The sequence below is a fragment of the Shewanella sp. DW31 genome (assembly GCF_015767295.1).
GTDB classification, from domain to species: Bacteria; Pseudomonadota; Gammaproteobacteria; order Enterobacterales; family Shewanellaceae; genus Shewanella; species Shewanella oncorhynchi.
In genome coordinates this window covers 199,762-224,075 of sequence record NZ_JADWMP020000001.1, presented here as the reverse complement: position 1 = coordinate 224,075, position 24,314 = coordinate 199,762, and the positions used below count along the sequence as shown (strand labels likewise).

The following is a 24,314-nucleotide window of genomic DNA, read 5'->3' as shown; positions in this document are numbered from 1 at the left end:
GGCATTTTTATTTGTGCTAAATAGCTTTTATTACTGTTTCTTTAAAATCAGATGACCGCTGATGGTATTCATCTTCACGTTGGCAGCGCCAGAGCCTGTTTGGAATGATAACTCTGTGCTTGGTACATATTTTTGTTTTTGCGGTACATCTTGGGTTAAACCGTTGTTGATTTTTCCACCAGGACCCCCATCTAAGTTGAAGCTTGCATCGGGAACATCATTAAAGATCACGGTAATATCGCCACTCACACTTTCAAAATTTGCTTTGTTGAAGTTTTTAGCGAGTGATACTTGTGAATCTCCGCTGACGGTTCTGAGCTCGATTTCCTTGGTGACGCTAAAGTTAGCATTCACTTCACCTGAGACTTGTTCAATCGTGACTTTTTCTGCTTGAGTGTGGCTTTTTAAGTCACCGCTAACGAGGCGATAATTCATTTCTCCTTTACTGTCAGTGTCCTGAATCGTGCCGGATACGGTTTCTAATTTGATTTTTCCATCAAGTGCTTTGGTCGTGATATCACCAGAGACTGTATGTAACTCAGGTTTACCACTTAAGTTGTTGGCGTTGATATTGCCGCTTACCGTATTCAAATCTAGTTCACCTTGAGTTTCGGCAACTTGCAGATTGGCAGATATGGTATCTGCACTGAGTTTAACCGTTTTTGGGACTTTAATGGTGAGCTGTGATCCTTTGTCATTATTGCCATTATAGTGGCGAGGCATCTTGTCTTCGATATTGAGACTATTTCCCTGTTGCTCAAACACAAAGCCTTCGCTCAATTCATCTAATGTGCCAGTGACACTCACTTCACTCTTATCCCATGTTTGAATGGTCACATCACCGCGTTGGACTTTGATCTGCAGTTGAGTGTCGCTGCTGACACTTAACTGTTTATCAACGCTTTGTGCTGCTAACACATTGCCCATTAAGCCTAAATAGAGTGTCGAAACCAATAGGCTAGCTTTAGTGAGATTGAGGTTACTCATAGGGTGTTTCCTTGTGTCGAGTTTCTAATGGGTAATTTTTGGCCCTGTTGTAATAGGTCGAGCTCACGCTGCTGCACCCAAAGCCACAGTTGCCAAAGTTGTTTATCGGTTGGATTCGCTTGTAAAGCTTGGTAAATCTGTGTTGCAGCGAGCCTTAGCTCAGTTAAACCTTGCTCAACGGGTGCGCTGAAGATGCTCGTTTGCCACATTAGCGCATTTGGCGCCTGTTCTAGGTTGTCCACTTGCGCTTGGTGTAATGTTGCAATTTGGGTGAGTAATAAATGTAAGGCCACATCCTCTGGTTGCTCTGGCATAGCTTGGTTCTGGGCAAGCTCTGTCTGCTGCATTATGAATGAGTTGAAATAGGGCAATTGGGTATATCCCAATGCCGCTAGAATAATAAACGAAGCCGCTATCGCCCAAGCGTGACTCTTCTGGGATTTGTACGTTTGGGGTATCAGCGTTTTATCCATGCGTTTTTCAATGCCTTGCCACAGATCATGTGTAGGCGACATCTCTTTGGGCGCGCTATTAATCAATTGCTCAAGCTGTTGTTCACGGGAAAGCGGCGTTAACGTCATTACAGCATCTCCTGTAGTAGTTGCTTAGCTCTATGGTATTGGGTCTTACTGGTGCCGACGGCAATGCCAAGTAAGTCAGCGATTTCATCATGTTGATAACCTTCGATTGCACAGAGTACGAAAACCATGCGAGCGCGTTCTGGCAGTTTGAAAATTAACTTATCTAATCCGCTATAGCTGCTATCAGAGCTTAAGGGTTCAGTTTCTTGTTCCAGCGGAATAAATCGTGACCAAAAGGACTTTTGTTTACGAATGCTGCTCAATGCCTGATTGACACAAATACTGTGTAACCAAGTGGAAAACTGACTCTCACCTCTAAATTGTGGCAACTTCTGCCACACTAAAATAAAACACTCTTGGGTAATTTCTTCAGCCATAGCGCTATGGCCGCAAAGGCGCAGTGATAGGGCGTAAATACGTTGGTAATGGCTTTGATACAGCAACTTGAAGGCAGTTCTGTCTCCTTGGCTCGCTAAGGTGACCAGTTCAAAGTCAGACATTGAGCCATTGAGTGGGAGGATCCCTGCTGTCACTGTAATTTCCTGCCATAATGATTGAGTGTTGTAGTTTTGACGCAGTGGGCGCTACAAAAGGTTTGGAACCTTAAAAAATATATTTTATTTAGATCAATTATCCAGCGTAACATTTTTGTAATTTGTAGTAGAATTCGCCCGAAAAAGTACTGCTAAGCTAATGAAGTAATTCATTTTATATCAATTGATATTATGACACTTACATCTGCTTTGAGACGGTATATTTAACGTAATTAAAACGAAATACTTTGTAGTAACGGTAGGGTATCACCCTGAAGAACTAAGTTAAAAATAATGCGGTACTCACAGTATGGGAGCTTAAATCGACAAGCTATCAAAGTATTTGATGTGAACTTTTAATGTATTGCTATGTTTGCGCTGTTAAAGGCTTAATTTCCAGCTATCTTTTTAAGATAGATTATATATTCGGGGACTTTCTATGCTAATCCGCTCAAAGTTGTTACTCAGTGCTGCAGTGTCTATTTCGGCACTAATTGCCATGTTTGGATTACAACTCTATTCAAATTCGGTGAAATCGGAACTTTCTAACGCGGCTCAAAGTGTGCTTGATTTAGAGCGCGACGTCTTAATTTTGCGTAAAAATGAAAAGGACTTTTTCGCTCGCAAGGATTTGAAATATGTCGAGCTGCATAAGCAAAGCCACATGGCAATCGACAGTATTGTCCCTGAGTTAGAGAAAGTCTTTAAAGAATATGGGGTATCGACTGCCTCACTTGAAAGTTTTGACCGTAATTTAAATCAGTATCAAGCCGCTTTTTCTGAAGTGGTGCAGCTACAACAAGAGATTGGCTTAACACCTAAAACAGGTTTGTACGGTACGTTACGAGCTGCGGTGCATAACGTTGAAACGCTACTCAAAGAATTTGATCAGCCCGCACTCGAAGCCGCAATGCTGCAACTTAGGCGTAACGAAAAGGATTTTATGCTGCGTCGTGAGCTAAGTTATGTCGAAACCTTCGATACTAATATTAGTAAGTTTAATGACAAGCTTCATGCCTCGAGTATCGATATTGATACTCAACGAAAAATTGAAGAGCTTATTACTCAATATCAAAAGGATTTCAAAAGCTTAATTAATAAGGAACAGCAGCTTGGTTTGACCGAAAATGACGGTACTATGGCGCGAGTTTTAGCTGCAAACCAGCAAACTGAGAGCAGTACGAGTGACTTGAAAAATTTGGCTCTTAAGGCCATTGATGATGCTGAGAGTAGTAGTGTTAATGTCGGTATTACTGTGTTTATCTTTATTGCGTTACTACTATCAATCATTACCTACTTGATTATCCGCAGTATTATCGCGCCTGTTGAGCGTATCACGCAGATCATTTCTCGCATCGAGGTGAGTAAAGATCTGACATTGAGGTGCGATGCCTCCACCCAAGATGAACTCGGTGAAATTGCACAGCATTTCAATAGCATGGTGAGTAGCTTCCAACAGCTGATTGAGCAAGTGATTGAGTCGGTCGCAACGATTAACACTTCCTGTAAACGTGTTTCAGCAAATGCCATGCTCGCCTCCGAAGGTGTGGGCCAACAACTTAATGAGACCGACATGGTCGCAACAGCAATCACTGAGATGGGCGCAACGATTGAGGAAATTGCTAAAACAACCGAATTAGCGGCATCAAAAGCGGGTCAGACCCACGATAATGCCCAAAGTGGTCAATTAGAGGTTGAGCAAACGATACATAAAATCCAGTCACTTGCTGAGCAGTTGAATAGCTCAGCAGCGGTCGTTAACGAATTGGAACGTGACAGCGAGACTATCGGTAGCGTGTTAGATGTGATCCGCGGCATTGCTGAGCAGACTAACCTTTTAGCCTTGAATGCCGCGATTGAAGCGGCGCGTGCGGGTGAGCAGGGCCGTGGTTTTGCTGTGGTTGCCGATGAAGTGCGTAACTTAGCGATGCGGACGCAATCGTCAACCCAAGAGATTGCTAACATCATTCAAACGCTGCAGACGCGTACCCGATCGATTGTGCAATTGATGGAATCTAGCCAAAAACAAGGCGTTGAAAGCGCTGAACAAGCGGCAAGTGCTGGCGCTTTATTGAAGCTTATCAATAACGACGTGCGTAATATTATGGACATGAGTACTCAAATTGCGGCGGCTATTGAAGAACAAAGTATGGTGGCGGCTGAAGTGAACAAGAACGTGGTGGTGATCCGCGATATCGCTGAGGAGTCATCCCATGCGGCAGATGCAAATGCGTCCGCATCGGATGAGCTTAAGGCGCAGGCTGAGTTCTTATTCCGTGCGGTGAGTAATTTTAAAATCTAATGCGTAGAAGCCAGTTTACATCTGATGATCAGAAGCTGGCTTAAAAAATACACTAACAAAAACGCACTCCGAGGAGTGCGTTTTTATGTCTGAGTAATTAGCTCTGCAAGCTTAGTGATTCGTTAAAACAGCAAGCTGTGCATTGGAACCGCTCAGATTAGTCAGAACGTTCAGTGACCGAACTGTTAGCGACGGAACTATTAGTGACGGAACATGGCAGAAATAGACTCTTCGTTGCTTACGCGACGAATTGCCTCAGCCAGTACCGCAGACATAGTTAACTGAGTTACTTTAGCCACTTTCAACATTTCTGGGCTTAAAGGAACAGTGTCAGTCACAATCACTTCATCAATCACTGAGTTAGCGATATTTTCAGCCGCTTTGCCAGAGAACACTGGGTGAGTTGCGTAAGCAAATACGCGGTTCGCACCATGTTCTTTTAAGGCTTCAGCCGCTTTACACAGAGTGCCGCCTGTGTCGATCATATCGTCAACGATAATGCAGTCACGACCTTGAACATCACCAATGATGTGCATAACTTGCGCAACGTTCGCTTGTGGGCGACGTTTATCAATGATCGCTAAATCAGAATCATCCAACAGTTTTGCTACTGCGCGAGCGCGAACAACACCACCGATGTCTGGAGAAACAACGACTGGATTATCTAAGTTCTTCGCTAACATATCCTCTAGTAGCACTGGGCTACCAAATACGTTATCAACAGGAACGTCGAAGAAACCTTGGATTTGCTCAGCGTGCAGGTCACAGGTCAGAACGCGGTCAACACCCACGCTAGACAGGAAATCGGCAACCACTTTTGCAGTAATAGGTACACGGGCGCTACGAACGCGACGGTCTTGACGTGCATAACCAAAGTAAGGAATAACAGCTGTGATACGGCCAGCAGATGCACGGCGTAGCGCGTCAACCATCACGATGAGTTCCATCAGGTTGTCGTTTGTCGGCGCACAAGTGGATTGGATGATGAACACATCGGCCCCACGTACATTTTCGTTAATTTGGACACTGATTTCACCATCGCTGAAACGACCAACCACTGCGTCTCCGAGTTTGCAAAATAGACGATCGGCTATCTTTTTAGCGAGACTGGGGGTGGCGTTCCCAGCAAAGAGCTTGATGTCGGGCACTGTATGAACCTCAGGCGTTTGCTTTATATTTTAGTGGCTAGAGTAACGACGATGTAGGGACGGGAGGAACCCGAGGCGTTATCGTTAAGTGGTTACTCTAGAAGAAAGTAGTTTAAGGGTGACTGAGTCGCGTGATGAGCGGCGAAAGATTCATCCCTTGTGCAACAAATCCTTGCATTTCAGACGGTAATTTCGCCAAGGCTGCGAGAGCTTGTTGCTTTTGTGTGAATTCCCCGAACACGCATGCGCCTGTTCCTGTCATTCTCGACGGCGCATATTCTAGCAGCCAGCCTAATGCCTTGGCAACTTGAGGGTATTTAGAAACGACTAGTTTTTGACAATCATTTGCCCAAGGTTGGTTCATTAAGGTATCTATGGCCAGTTTCGGGGTATCACGTGGTAAAAGTGGATCTTGGAATACTTCAGCGGTGGATACATGGGCATCGGGTGCGATGATTAAGTACCAAGGCTCACTCGGATTTACCGCTTGTAAGCGTTCACCTACACCTTCGGCAAAAGCGGCGAAACCATGAATAAAAACAGGAATATCGGCACCAAGTTTAAGGCCGATTTTAGCCAGTTCTTCGGTCGATAATTGGGTGTTCCATAATGTGTTCAGTGCCACTAAGGTGGTGGCAGCATCTGACGAGCCGCCACCTAAACCTCCGCCCATGGGTAGACGTTTATCCAACCAGATTTCGGCGCCGCCACTAAAGCCTGTGGTTTGTTGTAATGATTTTGCGGCTCGCAGAATTAAGTTATCGCTATCGGCGACAACATTAGAGATATTGGAGTGCAAAATCAGTTCTGCGGTTTCAGTGACCTTAAAATCGAGCATGTCACAGTAATCAATAAACTGAAACAAGGTTTGCAGTTCATGATAACCATCTGCGCGGCGACCATTCACGTGTAAGAATAAGTTAAGCTTTGCTGGTGCTGGCCAATGGCGTGAAATTGCTGCGGGCATGCTAAGGTTTCTCTTCGAGTATGATTGCAGGCTTGCCGAGGGCTTGCCATTGATTCAATTGCAATTTGAGTTGTAAGTCACCACGCTCAAGCTTTAATTGATGGGGCACGTTGGCGCCGCTCTGGGATTGCCAACTTAAAAATGTGACCTGCCAAGGCGGTGGGGTTTGAGTGTTCGTGAGCTGTTTGGGTTTGCCTTGGCTATCGCTTTCCAGTACTTGGTCATTCGGGCCAACTTGGCCGGTGATCCATAAAGGTAAATCGGCCAAGGGGATGGACCAACCGCTGACGCGCTCGAGTAAACGCTGGGCATTATCGTCGCGAAAATCTTTGCCATCGATATGTAAATGGGCAGAGTTTGAGGTTGAATTAAGCGTCAACACCGTTGTACCTAGCATAGTCGTGAGTGTGAGTTCATCGCGATCTTCACTGTGGCGCCAGTAGATATTGGCACTGAGTTTATCGTCGGGAGTTTTTATCGCTAGTTTTCCCTGTAATTCCCAAGCTTTGGCTTGGCGCGCATCATTGACTGTGATTGGGCTTAAGTCAGTCATCGGCGGCAAGGTTTCACACCCCGCCAGTAAGAGTAGGGCGCTTAAGGTAAAACAAGAGAAAATGGTTTTTGTGAGGCGCTTCAAATTATTCATCTATGACTGATATACCAAAGTCCTTATGATACGAGGGCTTGGAAAGAATACCAATGCCAAACGTAAAATTTCCATCGGCGGTCACTTAGATTTGCTCCCTTGGGGCAAATTTTGCCTTACCTATTATTGATAGAAAATTTAGGTAAGAAGTTAGACCTTTATTCGGTTTTGTTAAGCGTATTCTGTTTTTAGTTGGGCCAATTCAGTAGAATGCCCTTATTAAGAGAGTCGCCAAGAATCTAGAAAGAGTCAGATGAGCCTTGTAGCAATCGGTATTAACCATAAAACAGCCACGGTAGACCTGCGTGAGAAAGTCGCCTTCTCTCCGGACAAAATTCATGACGCTATGAAGAGTCTGGCCAGTCGTACACGCTCAGGTGAAGCCGTTATTGTCTCGACCTGTAATCGCACTGAGTTGTATTGCAACAACGGCGATGAGGCCGACATTATTGCGTGGCTTGAAGAATATCACGGCCTAGATCATGAGGATGTAGCACCTTGTCTCTATAACTATCACGGTCAAGATGCCGTAAGGCATTTGATGCGCGTAGCCTCTGGGCTCGATTCTTTGATCCTTGGTGAGCCGCAGATTCTCGGTCAAGTAAAGCAAGCGTTCGTTAAGGCCAAAGAGGCTGGTACGGTTGCGCTAACCATAGATAGACTCTTTCAGAATACTTTTTCAGTCGCTAAGAAAGTCCGCACCGACACTGAAATTGGCGCCGCCGCAGTTTCTGTGGCATTTGCCGCGGTAAGCATGGCGAAACATATTTTCTCATCGATATCGACCACTAAAGTACTGTTGATTGGTGCAGGTGAAACCATAGAATTGGTTGCGAAGCATCTTAAAGACAACGGCGTGGCTTCAATGGTCGTAGCAAATCGGACGTTAGAACGTGCCCAAGGCATGTGCGAGGAGTTTGGCGCAACAGCAATTACACTGGCGCAGATACCAGATTATCTCCCAAAAGCCGATATCGTGATATCCTCTACCGCCAGCCCTCTGCCTATCCTAGGTAAAGGCATGGTCGAAAAAGCGCTAAAGCAGCGTCGCCATCAACCTATGTTATTGGTTGATATAGCAGTTCCCCGGGATATTGAGCCGGAAGTCGCCGATTTGGATGACGCGTTTCTGTATACAGTGGACGACCTGCATAGCATTATTGAACAGAATATGGCTTCTCGAAAAGAAGCCGCCGAGCAAGCTGAAGTAATTACTGAAGAACAATCTTTCCTATTTATGGATTGGATCCGTTCTTTAGAGTCGGTCGACAGTATTCGCGAGTATCGCAGCCAGAGCATGGCGGTAAAAGATGAGTTAGTGGAACGCGCCTTGAATAAATTAGCTCAGGGCTCAGACACTGAGCAGGTATTGATTGAACTAGCCAATCGCCTGACCAACAAACTTATCCACGCACCGACACAGGCCCTCACGGCAGCGAGTCGTCAGGGCGATTTGAATACTCTCGGTCAGTTAAGATCAGCGCTTGGATTAGATAAAAACTAAGGTTAGCGAGTTAAATGAAGGAATCCGTTATCCGCAAGCTGGAAGGCTTGCTCGAGCGCAATGAAGAAGTCATGGCTTTGCTGGGTGATGCTAGCGTCATTTCTGATCAAGACAGGTTTCGTGCGTTATCGAAAGAATATGCCCAGTTAGAAGACGTTGTTGCTGGCTTTAAAGCCTATCAGCAAGCGCAGGCCGATCTCGATTCTGCCAAAGAAATGCTGGAAGAAGACGATGCTGAAATGCGTGAAATGGCGCAGGAAGAGATGAAAGCCGCTAAGGCCAAACTCGAGCAGCTCGAAGACGAATTGCAAATTCTATTATTGCCAAAAGATCCTGACGACGATAAAAATGCCTTCGTTGAGATCCGCGCTGGTGCAGGCGGTGACGAAGCGGCTATTTTTGCCGGTGATTTATTCCGCATGTACAGCCGTTATGCTGAAGCGAATCGCTGGCAGATTGAAATCATGAGCTGTAACGAAGGTGAACATGGTGGCTTTAAAGAAGTGATCATGAAGGTCAGCGGTGACGGCGTATACGGCAAACTTAAGTTTGAATCCGGCGGCCACCGTGTACAGCGTGTGCCAGAAACCGAATCCCAAGGACGTGTGCATACTTCAGCGGTTACTGTTGTGGTACTTCACGAAGTGCCTGAAGCGGAAGCGATTTCAATCAATCCAGCCGATCTGAAAGTCGATACTTATCGTTCATCAGGTGCAGGTGGTCAGCACGTTAACAAAACTGACTCAGCTATTCGAATCACCCATATTCCTACTGGGATCGTGGTGGAATGCCAAGATCAACGTTCGCAACACAAGAACCGTGCCCAAGCCATGAGTGTACTGGCCGCACGTATTCAAGCTGTTGAAGACGAAAAACGCCGTAGCGCTGAAGAATCGACCCGTCGTAGTCTGGTTGCCAGTGGCGATCGCTCCGAACGTGTACGTACTTACAACTTCCCGCAAGGCCGCGTGAGCGAACACCGCATCAACTTGACCTTATATCGCTTGAACGAAGTAATGGAAGGCGATCTCGATGCTATTTTATTGCCTCTGATGCAAGAGCATCAAGCCGATCAGTTAGCCGCACTGGCTGACGAGCAGGGGTAATTTTGTCAGATCAATCTAGCATAGCCGAAGCCCTGCAATGGGCTTATGTGCAGTTAGCATCAACCTCTGAATCCGCTCATTTGGATGCAGAGGTTTTGTTGTTATATTGCCTCAATAAAAGCCGAAGCTATTTGTATACTTGGCCTGAAAAATCCCTAACGGTTGAACAGTGGAAACGCTTCCAGCAAATGGTACAGAAACGCCAAAAAGGCGTACCTGTGGCACATATTGTCGGTGAGCGCGAATTTTGGTCGTTGCCTTTTATCGTCAACGACACCACTTTGATCCCGCGTCCTGATACGGAAATTCTGGTTGAAACCGCCTTGAACATGCCGCTTTCCACCTACGCCAAAGTGCTCGATTTAGGCACAGGCACTGGGGCGATTGCGCTGGCGTTGGCGTCTGAGCGTGAGTCATGGCAAATCACCGCGGTCGATAAAGTCGATGATGCCGTGGCTTTGGCTATCGCGAACCGCGAGAACTTAAAGCTGCCACAGGTCGAAATTCTCCAGAGTGACTGGTTCAGTGCCGTAAAGTCACGGGACTTTGATTTAATCGTTTCAAATCCGCCCTATATTGATGAATCAGACGAACACTTGCACCAAGGTGACGTGCGTTTCGAGCCCCAAAGCGCGTTAACCGCCGCCGAGGAAGGCTTTGCCGATCTTTATTATATTGCCAACACTGCCCGAGATTACTTAAAGCCTAACGGCTATATCCTGCTCGAACATGGTTTTGAGCAAGCTGTAAAACTCAGAGCTAAGCTTATCGAACTCGGCTACGAGAATGTCGCCACAGTGCGAGACTTTGGCAGTAATGATAGATGCACTATGGGCAAATGGGCGGAGTAAGTTACTAAAAATAAATTCGATGACCCAGAGAATAATGATGAGACTTTAGACTTATTAACTTGTCATCTTAAATATAACGCTATTGCCAATCTGCAATAGCGTTTTTTATGTGTAGGTATTTTCTTAAAATAGTGTCTTCAGTGAATATAAGATGACTATTCTTAGGAGATATAGTTATAGGATATAGTTTAATCAGCTGTGGAATGGGAAGTTTTTCTTCAGCATTTGCTATAAATTTTATATAGCGTTAATAGAAATAACGTAATTAATTATGATGAAAATGGATTTTTTCTAGAATTCTAAATTAAATTTTTATTGGAAACATAATGCCAGTATTTACTGGCATTAAGGTTTTAAATTTATAGCCTTAGAAGCTGTAGCCTATTCCTACAGTGAAGCTCGTCATTTCAAATACTCCAGAATCCTGGTAGGCTAATGTTGTCATAATTTCGAAGCCATTATAAAAACGACAACGCCAACCTAATGCGGCATATAAGCCATATCCATCGTCTGAATACTCATCTATAGTAATAACATCATCACCACTATTTCCGTAGTCATTCAATTGATAATTAGCTTTAGATTGAGATAATCCGGCCTTAAATATCGCATTATGTCTTGCTGATATTTGGTATGTATATGTGCCAGCAAGCCGAGAGGAATAAGAGTTCTCCAACACGTAATCGTCAAAAACACCATGTATTGCTGCGGTAAAAGGCTCACTTTGAAATGGTGTGTAACCTACTTCTACTCCCCAATCTGGGGTGAATTGATAGCGATAGGCAAAATCATAATGGGTAATGCCCCCATAGTCTTCTGTTGCGCCTAAACCCAAGCCTGCAGAGAAACCATGGGTTTCGTCTGCGCTAGATGCTGTAGTGGAAATGAGTAAAGCTAAAAGTATAAATAAGCGTTTCATTGTACTTCCTGTAATCACATTAATCCATGAACGCTAAAAGTAACAGATTTGGTTGCTAATTGTAAATGTTTTGATTTTTATTTATTTCGTATGGTCTCCCGATAAGTAGACAGATGTCAGTAAGTTTATATTGAAACAAATGTAATAATTTATTATTTTTTCTTAGACTTCAGTAATTCGCTATGTATTTTGCTTGGTAAGCAGTAATTATTGTTAAATCCTCATTGTTTCTAAATGAACTAAATTAGATTTTTATAGTATTTTTTGTGTTGGTTGTATTTGTATACAGTGTGCGGAAATACATTTTTAATGAATGGAAGTTATTTCATTCAGATTTAAGGTTTGATTTTTATGTACCATAATAATTTAAATTTTTTTGTTAACGCTATTTTTGATAGCCACTATTTCAAATCCGAAGTGCAAGATTTGGCAACTAAACCACTATTTTATTATCCAGTTAGAACACTAGGTTACTCGCTCCTTCCTGCATACCGTTCTATTTTTTCGAATGTTTAGGTCGTGATTTCGCGTTATTCTTTTGTAAACTTCCTTGTTATTCTGCCTCCATCAGCAAAGCGTTTGCGTCTTGTGTTAGCCGTACGGTCTTGGCGTTTCACGTATCGCTTTGCTCAACCGATAGGAGAGCAGCAATGAAAGTATTAAGTCAGTTTTCCGCCAAAGCCGCGATGGATGGCGATGGGGTCAATATTCGCCGTGTCGCCGATTTTGTGACGACTAAATTTGATCCTTTCTTGATGATCGACGAAATAAAATCCGATGATGAACAAGACTTTATCGGTGGCTTCCCCGCACATCCTCATCGCGGAATGGAGACCTTCACTTATATTCGTAAGGGCGGTTTTGAGCATCGCGACCAAATGGGTAATGTGAAGGCGATTCGTGCCGGCGATGTGCAGTGGATGAGCACCGGGTTCGGAGTAGTACACTCTGAAATGCCGCTGGCCGATGCGATTGATGGTCTGCATGGATTCCAAATTTGGGTCAACATGCCCGCCAAAGACAAGCTGCGTCCAGCTAAGTATCAAGATACTGCGGGTAGCGCAAGCGTTGAAGCGACTAATAACACTGGCGCTAACTTAAAAGCCTTAGCGGGTGATTGGGGCTTTAAAGATCAACCACTGATTAGTGCGGCTATCCAAGGATTAGCGGGCGAAGCTGCCATTGCTGATTTGAGCCTAGCGCCAAACGCTGAGGCCACACTTGATTTGTCTCAACACGAGTTTGTCGCCTTGTACTTGTACCAAGGTGACTTAAGCAAGGGTGAAGATTCACAGTGGTCATATCATGAGGGCGAGTTTTTAGTGCTCGATAGCCAAAGTGTGCTTAAGCTTAAGGCCGATGAGCGCGGCGCTGGGATGTTACTATTTGCGGGTAAACCTATCTGTGAAAAAATCGTCCAGATGGGTCCCTTTGTGATGAACACCCAAGCGGAAATTCAGCAGGCGATTCGCGATTATCAAGAAGGGCGTTTCGGCCAGATCGCGTAATTTGTTAAATCTGTCGCACTGAGCTAATTCTAAATCCAAGCCAATTTAAGTTTAAGCCCTGTATTCCTACAGGGCTTTTTTGTTGCTGTTCACGCAAGCTATGTCTATTGCTTAAGGACTTGAGGCAAAAGCCGCGCTTTGTTGCTACAATAGCCGTGCTTTTGGGTTGAGCGAGCCTAGAGCTTAAATCTAAACTCAAGCTAGCCTAAAACTAACCTGAATCTTGATAGACCAGTTTAATCGATAAGTAACGCAATTTCAGTAACCTAGCAGCCGCTTCGTTACCCACCACAGGATATTCACCTTGAGCAACTCTGATACTAAGCCTAATCCATCAATGGCTTTTTCGACTCTTAAGCTAAAACCCGAACTGCTTGAGAACCTTTCTTCTATGGGCTACAACGAGATGACGCCAATTCAGGCGCAAAGTTTGCCACCCATTTTAGCGGGGCAGGATGTGATAGGTCAGGGTAAAACTGGCTCGGGTAAAACGGCCGCCTTTGGCTTAGGGTTACTGAACAAGTTAGACGTTAAACGCTTTCGCATTCAAACCTTAGTGTTATGCCCAACCCGCGAGTTGGCCGACCAAGTGGCACAGGAAATCCGTACCCTTGCCCGTGGTATTCATAACGTTAAAGTACTGACACTTTGCGGCGGTGTGCCTATGGGGCCACAAGTTGGCTCGCTGGAACACGGCGCGCACATTATTGTGGGTACGCCGGGTCGTATCGTTGATCACTTAGATCGCAATCGCTTAGATTTAAGCAATCTCAACATGTTAGTGCTCGATGAAGCCGATCGCATGTTAGAAATGGGTTTCCAACCAGCCCTCGATGCGATTATCGAACAAGCGCCTCGTGAGCGTCAGACGCTGCTATTCAGCGCGACGTTCCCAGAGCAAATTCAATCGATTGCTAAGCAAATCATGTATGACCCAAGCATGGTTAAAGTTGAAGGTAATCACGACAGCTTAAGCATAGCCCAGCATTTTTATCACTTAGACGATGACAAGGCGCGCATGCAAGCGCTGCAATTATTGTTGTTAGAACATAAGCCTGAAAGCGCTGTGGTGTTTTGTAACACTAAACGCGAAACCCAAAAAGTGGCCGATGAGCTTGAAGGTTTAGGCTTTAGCGTATTGGCTTTGCACGGTGATTTAGAGCAAAGAGACAGGGACGAAACCCTGCTGCAATTTGCTAATAAGAGTGCCTGTGTATTAGTGGCGACCGATGTTGCCGCCCGTGGTTTAGATATCGATGCACTGGATGCCGTGTTTAACTATCACGTTGCCTACGACACCGAAGTCCATATTCACCGTATCGGTCGTACTGGCCGCGCGGGCAGTAAAGGCGCCGCCTATACCTTCTATAACGACCAAGACGGTTACAAAATTGCCTTGTTAGAAGAGTATTTAGAGCGCGAAATCACCAGCGAATCACTACCATCAGAAAGTCTGCTCGGCAACACGCCTTTAGCGCCAACCATGATCACTCTGCAGATCGATGGTGGTAAGAAGGAAAAGCTGCGTCCAGGGGATATCTTAGGCGCGCTGACAGGCGAAAACGGTATCGAAGGCTCACAGGTGGGTAAAATCCAAGTGACCGATTATCGCGCCTATGTGGCCGTTAATCGTAAGGCTGCCAAGAAAGCACTGAACAAAATTACTGGCGGGCGTATTAAAGGTAAATCTTACCGCGCTTGGCCAATGAAGTAAGTTTGGCCTAGCTTGAGTTGAATCGTACCTCGATTTAATTCGCTCTATTTTTAAAGGGAATAAACTCAGGTTTATTCCCTTTTTTGTTGGGTTTTATAGTGGTAGTCATTACACCTTTGTGTCTACTTCACCGCGAATCTTATTGGGCGATTAAGTAACACTTTGTATTTGTCTGCTTAATTGATATGGCCCTCAGCTTGCCTGTGTTAGAAGTGATTCTGAGTAAAAAATAAATGAGCGGATTAACGGCTTTGTCAGGTGATAAGGCTGCATCGGTTTGGAGTATTTATGTTTCGATGGACTATTTTACTAAGCATCTTTTTGAGCGCAGCGAGCGCTGCATCAATTCTGCCAGAGCCGCAACCGGAGTCTAAGTCAGAGCCGCAACCGTTACAGCACTTCATCTACATTAACCATCGTGAGGCTAACGGAGAAAACATTCGTGCCGACAAGGCGTTGCGCGATCCCCGTTTTGGCGGTGCGCAGATTGTTTATACTTGGCGCAGTTTAGAGCCTAAGCAGGGCGAATATGATTTCAGTGCGATTAGGGCCGATATTGCGTATCTCGATTCGATAGGCAAAAAATTGTGGATCCAGCTGCAAGAGAAATCCTTTACGCCCAGAGTCAATGTGCCGCGTTATTTGCTCGATGATCCTATTTATCAAGGCGGCGTGTTGAAGCAAAGCATGTTGAGTGCACCAGAGCGTGATCCCAATAAACAGGTGACGGATGATGAGTATGGCTGGTCAGCCAAAATGTGGGAGCCCTCAGTGCGTGCACGTTATCAACAATTGGTGCGTCAGCTTGGCCAAGAGTTTGATGGGAAAATTGCGGGCATTAACTTCAGTGAAAGCTCAATTGATGTGGGGACTGAAAACGCCGATGGAACGACCACCTTTCCCAGTGATTTTAATCCTAAAGCCTATATCGATGCGATTGGCGAGAATATGCAGGTATTAGCTGAGTCATTTCAGCATTCAACCGCTATGGTGTATTTGAACTTTTTGCCAGACGAATGGCTGCCATGGAATGACAAAGGCTATATGCGAGGCTTATTTGCGCAAGCCAAATCGCTCAACATGGGTGTGGGTGGCCCAGATTTGATGCCTTACCGTAAAAGTCATATGGCACAAAGTTATGCCTTTCTTAAAGATTACCCAGCGACACTGGTGAAAGGTATGGCGGTGCAAGACGGTAATTTGCGGCAGATTAATCCTAAAACGGGTAAAAAGAATACTGTGCCTGAGCTGTTGGATTTTGCGCAAAACTACCTAGGCTTAGACTACATTTTTTGGGTTGAAGATGAACCCTATTTTACGGATGAAGTCCTGCAGCAGTTGCCAGATACAAAGGCGAATTAACTTAGGTTGCCGTTTTAGGCTGTTTTTAAGGCAGTGATTGTTCAAAGCGTAGATAACGAGCTAAGCATCGATAAAGACAAACTAAGACAAACTAAGACAAACTAAGACAAACTAAGACAAACTAAGACAAACTAAGACAAACTAAGACAAACAAAAACGCCCAATTCCATACGGAGTTGGGCGTTTCTGTTTAGGACTTAATACGGCTAAATCGCTAAGCAAGTTCGCTTAGCTTTTGCATTAATCCTGTGAGTGTCTTGGACGACTCGCACCATTATTTGGGCGACGGGTGTTTTTCTTTGGGCCATTGGCGTAAGGATTCTCACCCGCTTGGCCACGATTCTCGCCAGCACCTGAACGGCTTTCAGTTGGACGACTAGCGCCTGCGCTATTTGCTCGGCCATCGTTTGAACGTGGTGGACGAGGTTTGGCATCGGCACGGGGTGCGCTACTGGCTTCGCCGCTGTGTCTTGGGTTCTTGTCGTTTGGCTTGTGACCGCGCGCGACGTCACCGCTGCGTTGACCGTCTTTATGCTCGGCGCTTCTTGGAGCTCCATCGCGTGAGCTAGGTTGGTTTGAGCTACGGGTATTTCTACGACTTGGTACTGATTTACCGCTGCTTTTCCCGCCTCCACCCAAACGTGATTCTGGCAATTCATGGTTAAAGCCTTCAACCATTTCTCGGTCTAATACGCGATTGATCAAACGCTCGATATCGTTCAGCAGTTTGATTTCTTCGTTGCTCACCAGTGACACGGCTTGACCCGATGCGCCAGCGCGGCCAGTACGGCCGATACGATGCACATAATCTTCTGGCACGTTCGGTAAGTCGAAGTTAACCACTTGTGGCAATTGGTCTATGTCCAAACCACGGGCAGCGATATCGGTTGCAACCAGTACGCGAGCTTGACCATTTTTAAAGTCGGCCAAGGCTTTAGTACGGGCGGTTTGGCTCTTGTTACCGTGGATAGCGGCGGCTTTGATACCTGCCTCTTCAAGGCTTTTCGCCAGACGGTTAGCGCCATGTTTAGTGCGCGAGAATACCAACACTTGTTGCCAATCGTTTTGCTTGATGAGTTGGATCAAGAGTGCCGATTTTTGGCTCTTATCAACAGGGCAAACCCATTGTTTTACTGTGGTCGCTGCCGCGTTACGTGGCGTGACCGAAATTTCGACTGGATCATTGACTAGGCCTTTGGCCAGCTCACGAATTTCATCGGAGAAGGTGGCCGAAAACATCAGGTTTTGACGTTGCTTAGGTAAAATGGCCAAAATTTTACGGATGTCGCGGATAAAACCCATGTCGAGCATGCGATCGGCTTCATCTAACACTAAGATTTCAAGCTGGCTGAATTTCACCGCTTTTTGATTATATAGATCCATCAATCGACCAGGCGTCGCGACTAATACATCGACACCGTGGCGCAATTTCGCGATTTGTGGATTTATGGGCACGCCACCAAATATCACCGCTGAGCGCAGTGGTAAATTCTTACCATAGGTTTCAACACTTTCTGCAACCTGAGCTGCCAATTCGCGTGTCGGAGTTAACACTAATGCGCGCACTTGGCCTGCTTGGGCACGGTTACCTTTACTCAGGAGTTCGAGCATAGGTAGGGTGAAACCTGCTGTTTTACCTGTTCCTGTTTGGGCGGCCGCCATCACATCTTTGCCTTGAAGCACAGCGGGAATTGCTTGAGCTTGGATTGGCGAAGGTGTGTCGTAGCCTTGTTCGGCAACGGCTTTAAGTATCGGGGCTGATAAGCCCAGGGAGGTAAAACTCATAGATTGGTCTCTTGTGGCAACACTGTGCTGCATTTATGGTCAATAGCCAGGTCTGCTGGCGGGCGTGCAGCTTACAGGATCAGGGCTTTAAGTGCCATCTAATAAAGGTTTTTGGGCTGGGTTTCATTCATATTGGCACATAAATCGCTTGTCGGCGGCTTTCACTCGGCCTCGCTTATCTTTTAGGCGCAAGTTTAGATGGCAGAGTTTGAGGTTATGGAAGTTAATTGATTTCAAGGAATAAGATGACTATTAGGCTTATTTCATAATATCAATTGAAGTCATAGGCATTTTTTATCTAGAGTTAGAATGAGTTAGCGGTAGATCACGCTACAATAATGAGAGTGGTATAAACTAAAGTCGATTGGAGTAGAATTGATCAATGACGCAATTGGTTTAGCTATTTGTTCAGTTCGTGATTGATGTTATTTGCTGAATTTTTAACAATGAACCGAGCGAAAGAATTATTGAGTGTTTTCACCGTCACGTTTAACTGAGTCATTCATGTTTAACTTAGTCATTTAGATGGAGTGGCTTAAGAGCAGTTCTCTGCATGCTTGCGATTTATCTCACGTTTATTTTAGGATGAGGCATTGTGGGAACGGTTAAACGCCTCTCATTTATAGGTGGATTATGACAGCGATACAGCATATTGAACGCCTTGCACGAGGACGCAGTGAACAAGCCGTTGCTGTGATTAAAAATGTGCAGCAGATGTCAAATATCCCCATGCATGAGATGCAACTCGCGCTTAAACAATTGCTCAACTGTGGCCGAATTGCGCTGCATTTTCATCCCGATAGAATCGATAGTCGTGGTATGACTGTGGCTGAAGGTTTACTGCGCGATGGTCAATACCGCAGCCAGTTTGAGACCCATATTTCCAATGGTCAGTTGTCACCTGAGTTAGGTGGCCCACGTGATCATTGGGAAAATCAGCTTTTTGGTGATGTATACAAGGGCACTAAATCTCGGCCTAAATACGGTGCACTCGATCTGGGCATGTGGCAGGACGGTCCCGCCCCACGTTTTGGAAGCTGTTATTTTTTGACTCATACGAGTGCGATGGCGCGTTCAACCTTTAGTTATCTTGACTCGTATCGTAATCCGAAAGAGAAAGGCACGCTGTCATGTTTCGATGATATTTTAGCGGCGCTGCTGACTGAGAGTTTTGAGCGTCACTATGCCTTAGGCAAGTCCGACTTTAAGCCGCTGAATGTGATCCATTATTTGGGGCATCAGCTCAATGTTTCCTTGCTGTCACGTTTCGAGCGGCCGCTATCGAATAATCTTGACCATTATATAGAGGCGCAGATCCATGGAGATGTTTCCCTCGATGAAGATATCGCCATGCTGGTGGCGGACCCCAGTTTTAAGGGGACTGATATTGGCGCAAGCTTAAGTAAAATTTGCGATAAATATGATATTGAGCTGCAATATCATGGTGGCTTTAGCCTGCATACGGCGCAGATCCCCAGTGATTTCCGTGGGCCGACTATGCCATCGCTGGCTAATCGGATTGCCATAGAAGACAGAGTCGATGCCTATGCCATAGGCGTGGCGGCGCGGGATTTATACCATTCCCCCCAGCATTGGCGTGACCGCGGTAATCGTGCGCAAGTCGCCCATGAACTTAAGTTGCTCTGGCATGTGCTAGTGAAATACGGTGGAGTGCAATAAGCGCGAACTCTTTAAAAATGCTTAATTTTAAACGTAAGCATTAACAACAAAATGAGTTTAGATCGTAAATAAAACAGCGAGATAACCTCAGGTTAACTCGCTGTTTTTATATAGATATTTTATCGTTAAGGTCGCCTAGCAACCAGTGTCGACTTTTTTATAAGTGGGAACGCCCGTTGTCTCCCATTTATAGTCGATATAGCAATTTGTCGCTTCGACTTGCGCTTCTGTGGGCGTGGCAAGGTTCAGTTTTTGCTTTGGTGTGGCGATAACTTCATAGGTACCGTTAGTGGTGTAAATTCGGTAGGACCACTCATTCACATTTAGCCCTGCCGCTTTAAAAATTTCTGGCGGAGTCGTGTAAGCCGTACTTGGCGTTATACCGCTGGTACTGGCTGCCCAAGGCTGATAGTTTTCGCCACGGATTTCGTCGTAAACGACTCTATTCGTGGTGCCGCTGTTAGCAATTTCCGACTTTGCCTTGAATAAAGTGACGGCGGATTTCATCGAAGCCAGTGCACCTGAGAGCTGACTCTTATAGGCATCTGATTGTAAATTAATGAATTTAGGTGCAGCTACTACGGCTAATACGCCAAGAATAATAATAACCACAACGAGTTCAATCAGGGTGAAACCAGCATTTTTATTTGGCATAGATAGATAGAGGACATTCAATACAAAGAGCTTCATGCTACCTAAGTTTTTTAAATCAGGCTAGTACTAGGTAAAGTTCCGTTAACTCTTAGATTTATTTATCTTTAGCTTGTTTTTGTGAGTCCGCTAGCAAAAGTCTGTGATAGGGTTTCATCTGTTGTAGATGCCTGCGATACTGCGTCCCTATCGGAACTTTTTAGCTGTTGCAAGCCCCTTAAACTGAATTGTTATCGATAGTCGATCCCCGCTACGAGTCGCTTAATTGTTTTCTTGTTGGAGCACCATGGATAAGTCGTTAGAAAAATCCCTTCTTGTTTGGCTTAAAGCCCAGAAAAAAGCCTGTGGCCTGTTCCTTAAATTGTCGTTATGGCTTGGGATGATAAGCGCCGTCGCTATGGTGGCGCAGGCTTATATTATCGCGACGATTCTGGATGGCGTGATCATAGGGCAAGTTATACCGCTAACTGACAATGCCCAAACGATCAGTTCCAGCGTGAATATTGATACCTATACACCTCATTTTATTGCGCTAATTGCCTTAATGTTACTGCGTGCCTTGCTAGCTTATGGGCGTGAGCGCGCCAGTTTTGAGGCGGGTAAGCGTCTACGTGGCCATATTCGCGCGGCAGTGATGGACAAGTTGACTAAGCTAGGTCCTGCATTTATTAAAGGTAAACCCGCAGGGAGTTGGGCAAGCATAGTCTTAGAGCAAGTTGAAGATTTACAAGATTTTTATGCCAGATACCTTCCGCAAATCAGCCTTGCTGGTTTTATTCCCATCCTCATTTTAGCGGCGGTATTCCCGATTAACTGGGCTGCAGGCTTAATCCTGTTACTCACAGCGCCATTAATCCCTATGTTTATGATCTTAGTTGGCATGGGCGCTGCCGATGCGAATCGCAAAAATTTCAGTGCGCTAGCAAGATTGAGCGGCCATTTTATGGATAGATTAAAAGGCTTAAGCACGTTGAAACTTTTTCACCGTGGTGATGCCGAGCTTAAGGTGATCGCGAGTGCTTCAGAAGAGTTTCGTAGCCGCACTATGTCGGTGCTACGCATGGCCTTTTTAAGCTCAGCAGTCTTAGAGTTTTTTGCCGCGGTTTCGATTGCTGTGCTGGCGGTTTACTTTGGTTTCAGTTACTTAGGTCACTTAGATTTTGGCTATTATGGCGCCCATGCCAATATTAGTTCAAGTACAGATCCTGACATGGGCGGTATTCCTTTCAGCTTATTTACTGGGCTATTTATTCTGATTTTAGCTCCTGAGTTTTATCAACCGTTGCGCGACATGGGGACTCATTACCATGCTAAGGCGCAGGCTATAGGCGCGGCAGAAGCTTTGATTACCTTGCTCGAACATCCGGAACCTGAATTTGCCGGCCACGTCCGTATCAATAGCATAGAGACGCTGAGTGCCGACAATTTTGAGGTGTTCAGTGTCGATGGCACGCGTTTGCTTGGCCCGCTGAGTTTTGAGTTAAAAGAGGGTGAACGCTTAGCTTTAGTTGGTCCGAGCGGAGCGGGTAAAACCAGTTTACTCAACGCCTTATTGGGATTTTTACCCTACAAGGGCCATTTGTTGATTAATGGCCATGAGTTATCCGCATTAGACTTAGCCCATCGGCGACAGCACTTAGCTTGGCTTGGACAGGAACCGCAGTTATTTCATGGCACAGTGCGGGATAACGTGGCCTTAGCCGACCCCACTCTGCCCGACGATACGCTGTGGCACTTACTGGCTGAGGCCAATATCAGTGACTTCGTTAAGGCGCAACCACTGGGTTTAGATGCGCTGGTCGGTGAGCAATCTTCCGGTTTATCCGTCGGCCAAGCTCAACGTATTGCTTTAGCAAGGGCGCTTGGGCAGCAGGCGAGTTTGTTTGTCCTCGATGAACCCACAGCCAGTTTAGATAGCCAGAGTGAGCAGGCGGTGAGTTCTGCGCTGAATCGCGCCATGGCGGGTAAGATGTGCATCATGGTGACCCACAGATTAGATCAGTTAGATCAAATGGATACTATTCTTGTGCTCGATAAAGGCTTGATAGTGCAGCGGGGCGATTACACCACTTTGTCTAACACAAACGGCTTATTCCAAACTTTACTGCGCGAGAATATTGAGTCCGTGGCGGATATTGAACTTGTACCGTTATCGGCCAGCGCAAGTGAGACGCAGCTTGATAGTGACGCTCCACTCGACATTGCCGCCGAGTCCACTAAAGGAGATGCCCAATGAAAGTGCTGATCCCCTTTATTCGATTGTTCTCGCGTCAATGGCTGATGATGTCCGTGGGCTTGCTGCTGACCATTATTACTTTGATGGCTGGCATAGGTTTACTGTCACTTTCGGGCTGGTTTCTTTCCGCTACCGCGGTCGCGGGTTTGACAATAGTCACGGCGCAGTCCTTTAACTTTTTCACTCCCGCTGGCGGGGTACGTTTCTTATCAATTGCCCGAACCGCTAGTCGTTATGGCGAGCGTTTAGCGACCCATGAGGCAACCTTTAAGTTGTTGACTGAACTTCGTGTTTGGGCGTGGCGTAAACTCTTGCCGCTAAGTGCTAAAAATCTGCAAGGTCTGCGCCGTGGCGACATGCTCAATCGCTTGGTTGCCGATATCGATACCCTAGATCATCTTTACCTGCGACTGCTAACGCCTATGGCGGCATCCCTTCTGATGACGGGGCTCTTGTATCTGTTTCTTGCTTGGTTCGATGCCAAGCTGGCCCTGAGTCTTTGCCTATTTTTAGTCGCTGTTTGGCTGGTGATGCCACTGCTATTTTATCGCCTTGGACACGCGCCGAGCCGGACTATGCTCGAAACCAAGCGTCATTATCGGGTGCAGTTGCTGGATATGTTGCAAGGCCAAGCCGAACTTAGCCTATTTGGCGCGAACGACAGATTCAGGCAAAAACTGAATGATGCTGAAATTGCACTTTTTCGTAGCCAAAGCGCGATGGCCAATATCACTGCTCTCAGCCAAGCCATGTTGATCCTCTCCACGGGCTCAGCCTTGATCATGATGCTTTATTTAGCCGCTCAAGGTGTGGGTGATGCCGTGCCGCCGGGGCCCATGTTTGCACTTATGGTGTTTGCGACTATGGCCTGCGTCGAGATGATGATGCCGATCGCGGGCGCGTTTCAGCATTTGTCAGGCTGCGTATTGGCCGCAACGCGAATTAATGAAATCACCGAACAAAAGGCCGATATTCAATTTGCTGTCGATACTGGCCTGAGGGCAAAATCTGGCGCATTACAGATTGAAGATATCCACTTTGGTTATCGAGACGATCAAAACGTGCTGCAAGGTTTGTCCCTTGAGATAAAAGCGGGGCAAAAAGTCGCGTTACTTGGGCCAACGGGTTGCGGTAAGTCGAGCTTATTGACGCTGATTACCCGAGAATGGCAAGCGCAGCAAGGGCACATCAAGCTCGATGGTCATGCACTTTCAGAGTACAGCGAGCGCGGTCTTAGGGATGCGATTACTGTGATTAGTCAACGCATCTATTTGTTTGCAGGTACTTTGCGGGAAAACTTAGTATTAGCCTTACCTGTTATCGAGGGCGAGAAACGCACGGCCCACGACGCACGCTTGATTGATGTGTTACAGCGGGTTGGACTTGGCGCTTTACTCACGGGTGATAAGCCGCTGGATATGTGGATTGGTGAAGGTGGACGTCAGCTTTCGGGTGGTGAGCAGCGCCGAATTGGTGTTGCTAGGGCGCTGCTGCGTGATGCGCCGCTGTTATTGCTCGATGAGCCAACAGAAGGGCTAGATAAACGCACCGAGCGGGAAATTTTAAGTTTACTGTTTGAATTTGCTCAGGATAAAACCTTGCTGATGATTAGCCATCGTTTAACGGCTATGGCGAAGATGGATCAAATTCATTTACTCGGTCAGGGGAAGATTATTGCGTCTGGTACTCACCAGAGCTTAATTGAAGACAGTGCAGAGTATCAGGCCTTGTACCAAAGACTCGCTTAAGGTTTTGGATTTAATCTTTTGGAATTAAGACGTTGGCGCTCAATATTATAAATAGCGATATATTTTACCCATTAAAAGCGGATATG

General features: G+C 45.9%; 19 protein-coding genes. 10 read left to right on the top strand and 9 right to left on the bottom strand.

Features of this window, described 5'->3' with window-relative positions:
* Window positions 1-30: 30 nt before the first annotated feature.
* The 3 genes from GWI56_RS00910 to GWI56_RS00900 are packed head-to-tail and all read right to left on the bottom strand — an operon-like array spanning window position 31 to window position 2,101.
* Window positions 31-987 (bottom strand): DUF4097 family beta strand repeat-containing protein, encoded by a 957-nt coding sequence (locus GWI56_RS00910; RefSeq protein WP_198571874.1) that lies wholly within the window; start codon window positions 985-987, stop codon window positions 31-33.
* Entirely contained in the window at window positions 984-1,568 is a 585-nt protein-coding gene (locus tag GWI56_RS00905; protein WP_198571873.1) for an anti-sigma factor, read from the bottom strand. The genes GWI56_RS00910 and GWI56_RS00905 overlap by 4 nt, the downstream gene beginning before the upstream one ends.
* A complete protein-coding gene (locus GWI56_RS00900) occupies window positions 1,568-2,101 on the bottom strand; it encodes an RNA polymerase sigma factor (protein ID WP_113939254.1) in 534 nt (177 codons plus the stop codon). The genes GWI56_RS00905 and GWI56_RS00900 overlap by 1 nt, the downstream gene beginning before the upstream one ends.
* Before the next feature lie 439 nt (window positions 2,102-2,540).
* Between GWI56_RS00900 and GWI56_RS00895 the strand changes: the two genes are divergently transcribed.
* Window positions 2,541-4,403, top strand: coding sequence for a methyl-accepting chemotaxis protein (locus tag GWI56_RS00895; RefSeq protein ID WP_198571872.1), 1,863 nt, complete (start codon window positions 2,541-2,543; stop codon window positions 4,401-4,403).
* A gap of 200 nt (window positions 4,404-4,603) precedes the next feature.
* On the opposite strand, the gene GWI56_RS00890 is transcribed toward GWI56_RS00895, so the two are convergent.
* The 3 genes from GWI56_RS00890 to lolB all read right to left on the bottom strand — a co-directional run bounded on the left by GWI56_RS00890 (window position 4,604) and on the right by lolB (window position 7,164).
* Complete coding sequence (locus tag GWI56_RS00890) at window positions 4,604-5,551, bottom strand: ribose-phosphate pyrophosphokinase (RefSeq protein WP_006080255.1); 948 nt, start codon at window positions 5,549-5,551, stop codon at window positions 4,604-4,606.
* Between the two features lie 112 nt (window positions 5,552-5,663).
* Window positions 5,664-6,518, bottom strand: a complete 855-nt coding sequence (gene ispE, locus GWI56_RS00885; protein WP_198571871.1) for a 4-(cytidine 5'-diphospho)-2-C-methyl-D-erythritol kinase — start codon at window positions 6,516-6,518, stop codon at window positions 5,664-5,666.
* Between the two features lies 1 nt (window position 6,519).
* The gene (lolB, locus tag GWI56_RS00880; protein ID WP_113939046.1) at window positions 6,520-7,164 is read right to left on the bottom strand and encodes a lipoprotein insertase outer membrane protein LolB; all 645 of its coding nucleotides are present in this window, start codon (window positions 7,162-7,164) and stop codon (window positions 6,520-6,522) included.
* Window positions 7,165-7,417: 253 nt separating this feature from the next.
* On the opposite strand from lolB, the gene hemA reads away from it, so the two are divergent.
* The 3 genes from hemA to prmC are packed head-to-tail and all read left to right on the top strand — an operon-like array spanning window position 7,418 to window position 10,625.
* Entirely contained in the window at window positions 7,418-8,668 is a 1,251-nt protein-coding gene (gene hemA / locus GWI56_RS00875) for a glutamyl-tRNA reductase (protein ID WP_028761678.1), read from the top strand.
* A 14-nt stretch (window positions 8,669-8,682) separates the two neighbouring features.
* Window positions 8,683-9,774, top strand: a complete 1,092-nt coding sequence (gene prfA / locus GWI56_RS00870; protein WP_131523734.1) for a peptide chain release factor 1 — start codon at window positions 8,683-8,685, stop codon at window positions 9,772-9,774.
* 2 nt (window positions 9,775-9,776) lie between these two features.
* Entirely contained in the window at window positions 9,777-10,625 is an 849-nt protein-coding gene (prmC, locus tag GWI56_RS00865) for a peptide chain release factor N(5)-glutamine methyltransferase (protein WP_198571870.1), read from the top strand.
* Window positions 10,626-10,992: 367 nt separating this feature from the next.
* On the opposite strand, the gene GWI56_RS00860 is transcribed toward prmC, so the two are convergent.
* The gene (locus GWI56_RS00860) at window positions 10,993-11,544 is read right to left on the bottom strand and encodes an outer membrane beta-barrel protein (RefSeq protein WP_198571869.1); all 552 of its coding nucleotides are present in this window, start codon (window positions 11,542-11,544) and stop codon (window positions 10,993-10,995) included.
* 650 nt (window positions 11,545-12,194) lie between these two features.
* Here GWI56_RS00860 and GWI56_RS00855 point away from each other — a divergent pair.
* The 3 genes from GWI56_RS00855 to GWI56_RS00845 all read left to right on the top strand — a co-directional run bounded on the left by GWI56_RS00855 (window position 12,195) and on the right by GWI56_RS00845 (window position 16,128).
* Entirely contained in the window at window positions 12,195-13,052 is an 858-nt protein-coding gene (locus GWI56_RS00855) for a pirin family protein (protein WP_198571868.1), read from the top strand.
* 337 nt (window positions 13,053-13,389) lie between these two features.
* The gene (dbpA, locus tag GWI56_RS00850; RefSeq protein ID WP_198572028.1) at window positions 13,390-14,766 is read left to right on the top strand and encodes an ATP-dependent RNA helicase DbpA; all 1,377 of its coding nucleotides are present in this window, start codon (window positions 13,390-13,392) and stop codon (window positions 14,764-14,766) included.
* 288 nt (window positions 14,767-15,054) lie between these two features.
* Window positions 15,055-16,128: a hypothetical protein gene (locus GWI56_RS00845; protein ID WP_198571867.1), complete on the top strand. Its 1,074-nt coding sequence runs from the start codon at window positions 15,055-15,057 to the stop codon at window positions 16,126-16,128.
* A 240-nt stretch (window positions 16,129-16,368) separates the two neighbouring features.
* Here GWI56_RS00845 and GWI56_RS00840 read toward each other — a convergent pair whose 3' ends face one another.
* On the bottom strand, window positions 16,369-17,913 hold the full coding sequence (locus tag GWI56_RS00840; protein WP_198571866.1) for a DEAD/DEAH box helicase: 1,545 nt from the start codon (window positions 17,911-17,913) through the stop codon (window positions 16,369-16,371).
* 633 nt (window positions 17,914-18,546) lie between these two features.
* Between GWI56_RS00840 and GWI56_RS00835 the strand changes: the two genes are divergently transcribed.
* Complete coding sequence (locus GWI56_RS00835; RefSeq protein WP_198571865.1) at window positions 18,547-19,593, top strand: DUF3626 domain-containing protein; 1,047 nt, start codon at window positions 18,547-18,549, stop codon at window positions 19,591-19,593.
* A gap of 135 nt (window positions 19,594-19,728) precedes the next feature.
* On the opposite strand, the gene GWI56_RS00830 is transcribed toward GWI56_RS00835, so the two are convergent.
* Window positions 19,729-20,247, bottom strand: coding sequence for a prepilin-type N-terminal cleavage/methylation domain-containing protein (locus GWI56_RS00830; protein ID WP_113939039.1), 519 nt, complete (start codon window positions 20,245-20,247; stop codon window positions 19,729-19,731).
* A gap of 283 nt (window positions 20,248-20,530) precedes the next feature.
* On the opposite strand from GWI56_RS00830, the gene cydD reads away from it, so the two are divergent.
* Together cydD and cydC are read left to right on the top strand one after the other, a co-directional pair.
* Window positions 20,531-22,480 carry a cysteine/glutathione ABC transporter permease/ATP-binding protein CydD gene (gene cydD, locus GWI56_RS00825; RefSeq protein ID WP_198571864.1) on the top strand — a complete coding sequence of 650 codons (1,950 nt, stop codon included), beginning with the start codon at window positions 20,531-20,533 and terminating at the stop codon, window positions 22,478-22,480.
* On the top strand, window positions 22,477-24,228 hold the full coding sequence (cydC, locus tag GWI56_RS00820; protein WP_168822540.1) for a cysteine/glutathione ABC transporter ATP-binding protein/permease CydC: 1,752 nt from the start codon (window positions 22,477-22,479) through the stop codon (window positions 24,226-24,228). Before cydD ends, cydC begins: the two co-directional genes overlap by 4 nt.
* Window positions 24,229-24,314 lie beyond the last annotated feature (86 nt).

What these genes read in the sequence shown, in the direction of transcription:
- GWI56_RS00910 (WP_198571874.1), bottom strand. Translation starts at nt 987, where the DNA reads ATGAGTAACCTCAATCTCACTAAAGCTAGCCTATTGGTTTCGACACTC.
- GWI56_RS00905 (WP_198571873.1), bottom strand. Translation starts at nt 1,568, where the DNA reads ATGACGTTAACGCCGCTTTCCCGTGAACAACAGCTTGAGCAATTGATT.
- GWI56_RS00895 (WP_198571872.1), top strand. Translation starts at nt 2,541, where the DNA reads ATGCTAATCCGCTCAAAGTTGTTACTCAGTGCTGCAGTGTCTATTTCG.
- ispE (WP_198571871.1), bottom strand. Translation starts at nt 6,518, where the DNA reads ATGCCCGCAGCAATTTCACGCCATTGGCCAGCACCAGCAAAGCTTAAC.
- lolB (WP_113939046.1), bottom strand. Translation starts at nt 7,164, where the DNA reads ATGAATAATTTGAAGCGCCTCACAAAAACCATTTTCTCTTGTTTTACC.
- hemA (WP_028761678.1), top strand. Translation starts at nt 7,418, where the DNA reads ATGAGCCTTGTAGCAATCGGTATTAACCATAAAACAGCCACGGTAGAC.
- prfA (WP_131523734.1), top strand. Translation starts at nt 8,683, where the DNA reads ATGAAGGAATCCGTTATCCGCAAGCTGGAAGGCTTGCTCGAGCGCAAT.
- GWI56_RS00860 (WP_198571869.1), bottom strand. Translation starts at nt 11,544, where the DNA reads ATGAAACGCTTATTTATACTTTTAGCTTTACTCATTTCCACTACAGCA.
- GWI56_RS00855 (WP_198571868.1), top strand. Translation starts at nt 12,195, where the DNA reads ATGAAAGTATTAAGTCAGTTTTCCGCCAAAGCCGCGATGGATGGCGAT.
- dbpA (WP_198572028.1), top strand. Translation starts at nt 13,390, where the DNA reads ATGGCTTTTTCGACTCTTAAGCTAAAACCCGAACTGCTTGAGAACCTT.
- GWI56_RS00845 (WP_198571867.1), top strand. Translation starts at nt 15,055, where the DNA reads ATGTTTCGATGGACTATTTTACTAAGCATCTTTTTGAGCGCAGCGAGC.
- GWI56_RS00840 (WP_198571866.1), bottom strand. Translation starts at nt 17,913, where the DNA reads ATGAGTTTTACCTCCCTGGGCTTATCAGCCCCGATACTTAAAGCCGTT.
- GWI56_RS00835 (WP_198571865.1), top strand. Translation starts at nt 18,547, where the DNA reads ATGACAGCGATACAGCATATTGAACGCCTTGCACGAGGACGCAGTGAA.
- GWI56_RS00830 (WP_113939039.1), bottom strand. Translation starts at nt 20,247, where the DNA reads ATGCCAAATAAAAATGCTGGTTTCACCCTGATTGAACTCGTTGTGGTT.
- cydD (WP_198571864.1), top strand. Translation starts at nt 20,531, where the DNA reads ATGGATAAGTCGTTAGAAAAATCCCTTCTTGTTTGGCTTAAAGCCCAG.
- cydC (WP_168822540.1), top strand. Translation starts at nt 22,477, where the DNA reads ATGAAAGTGCTGATCCCCTTTATTCGATTGTTCTCGCGTCAATGGCTG.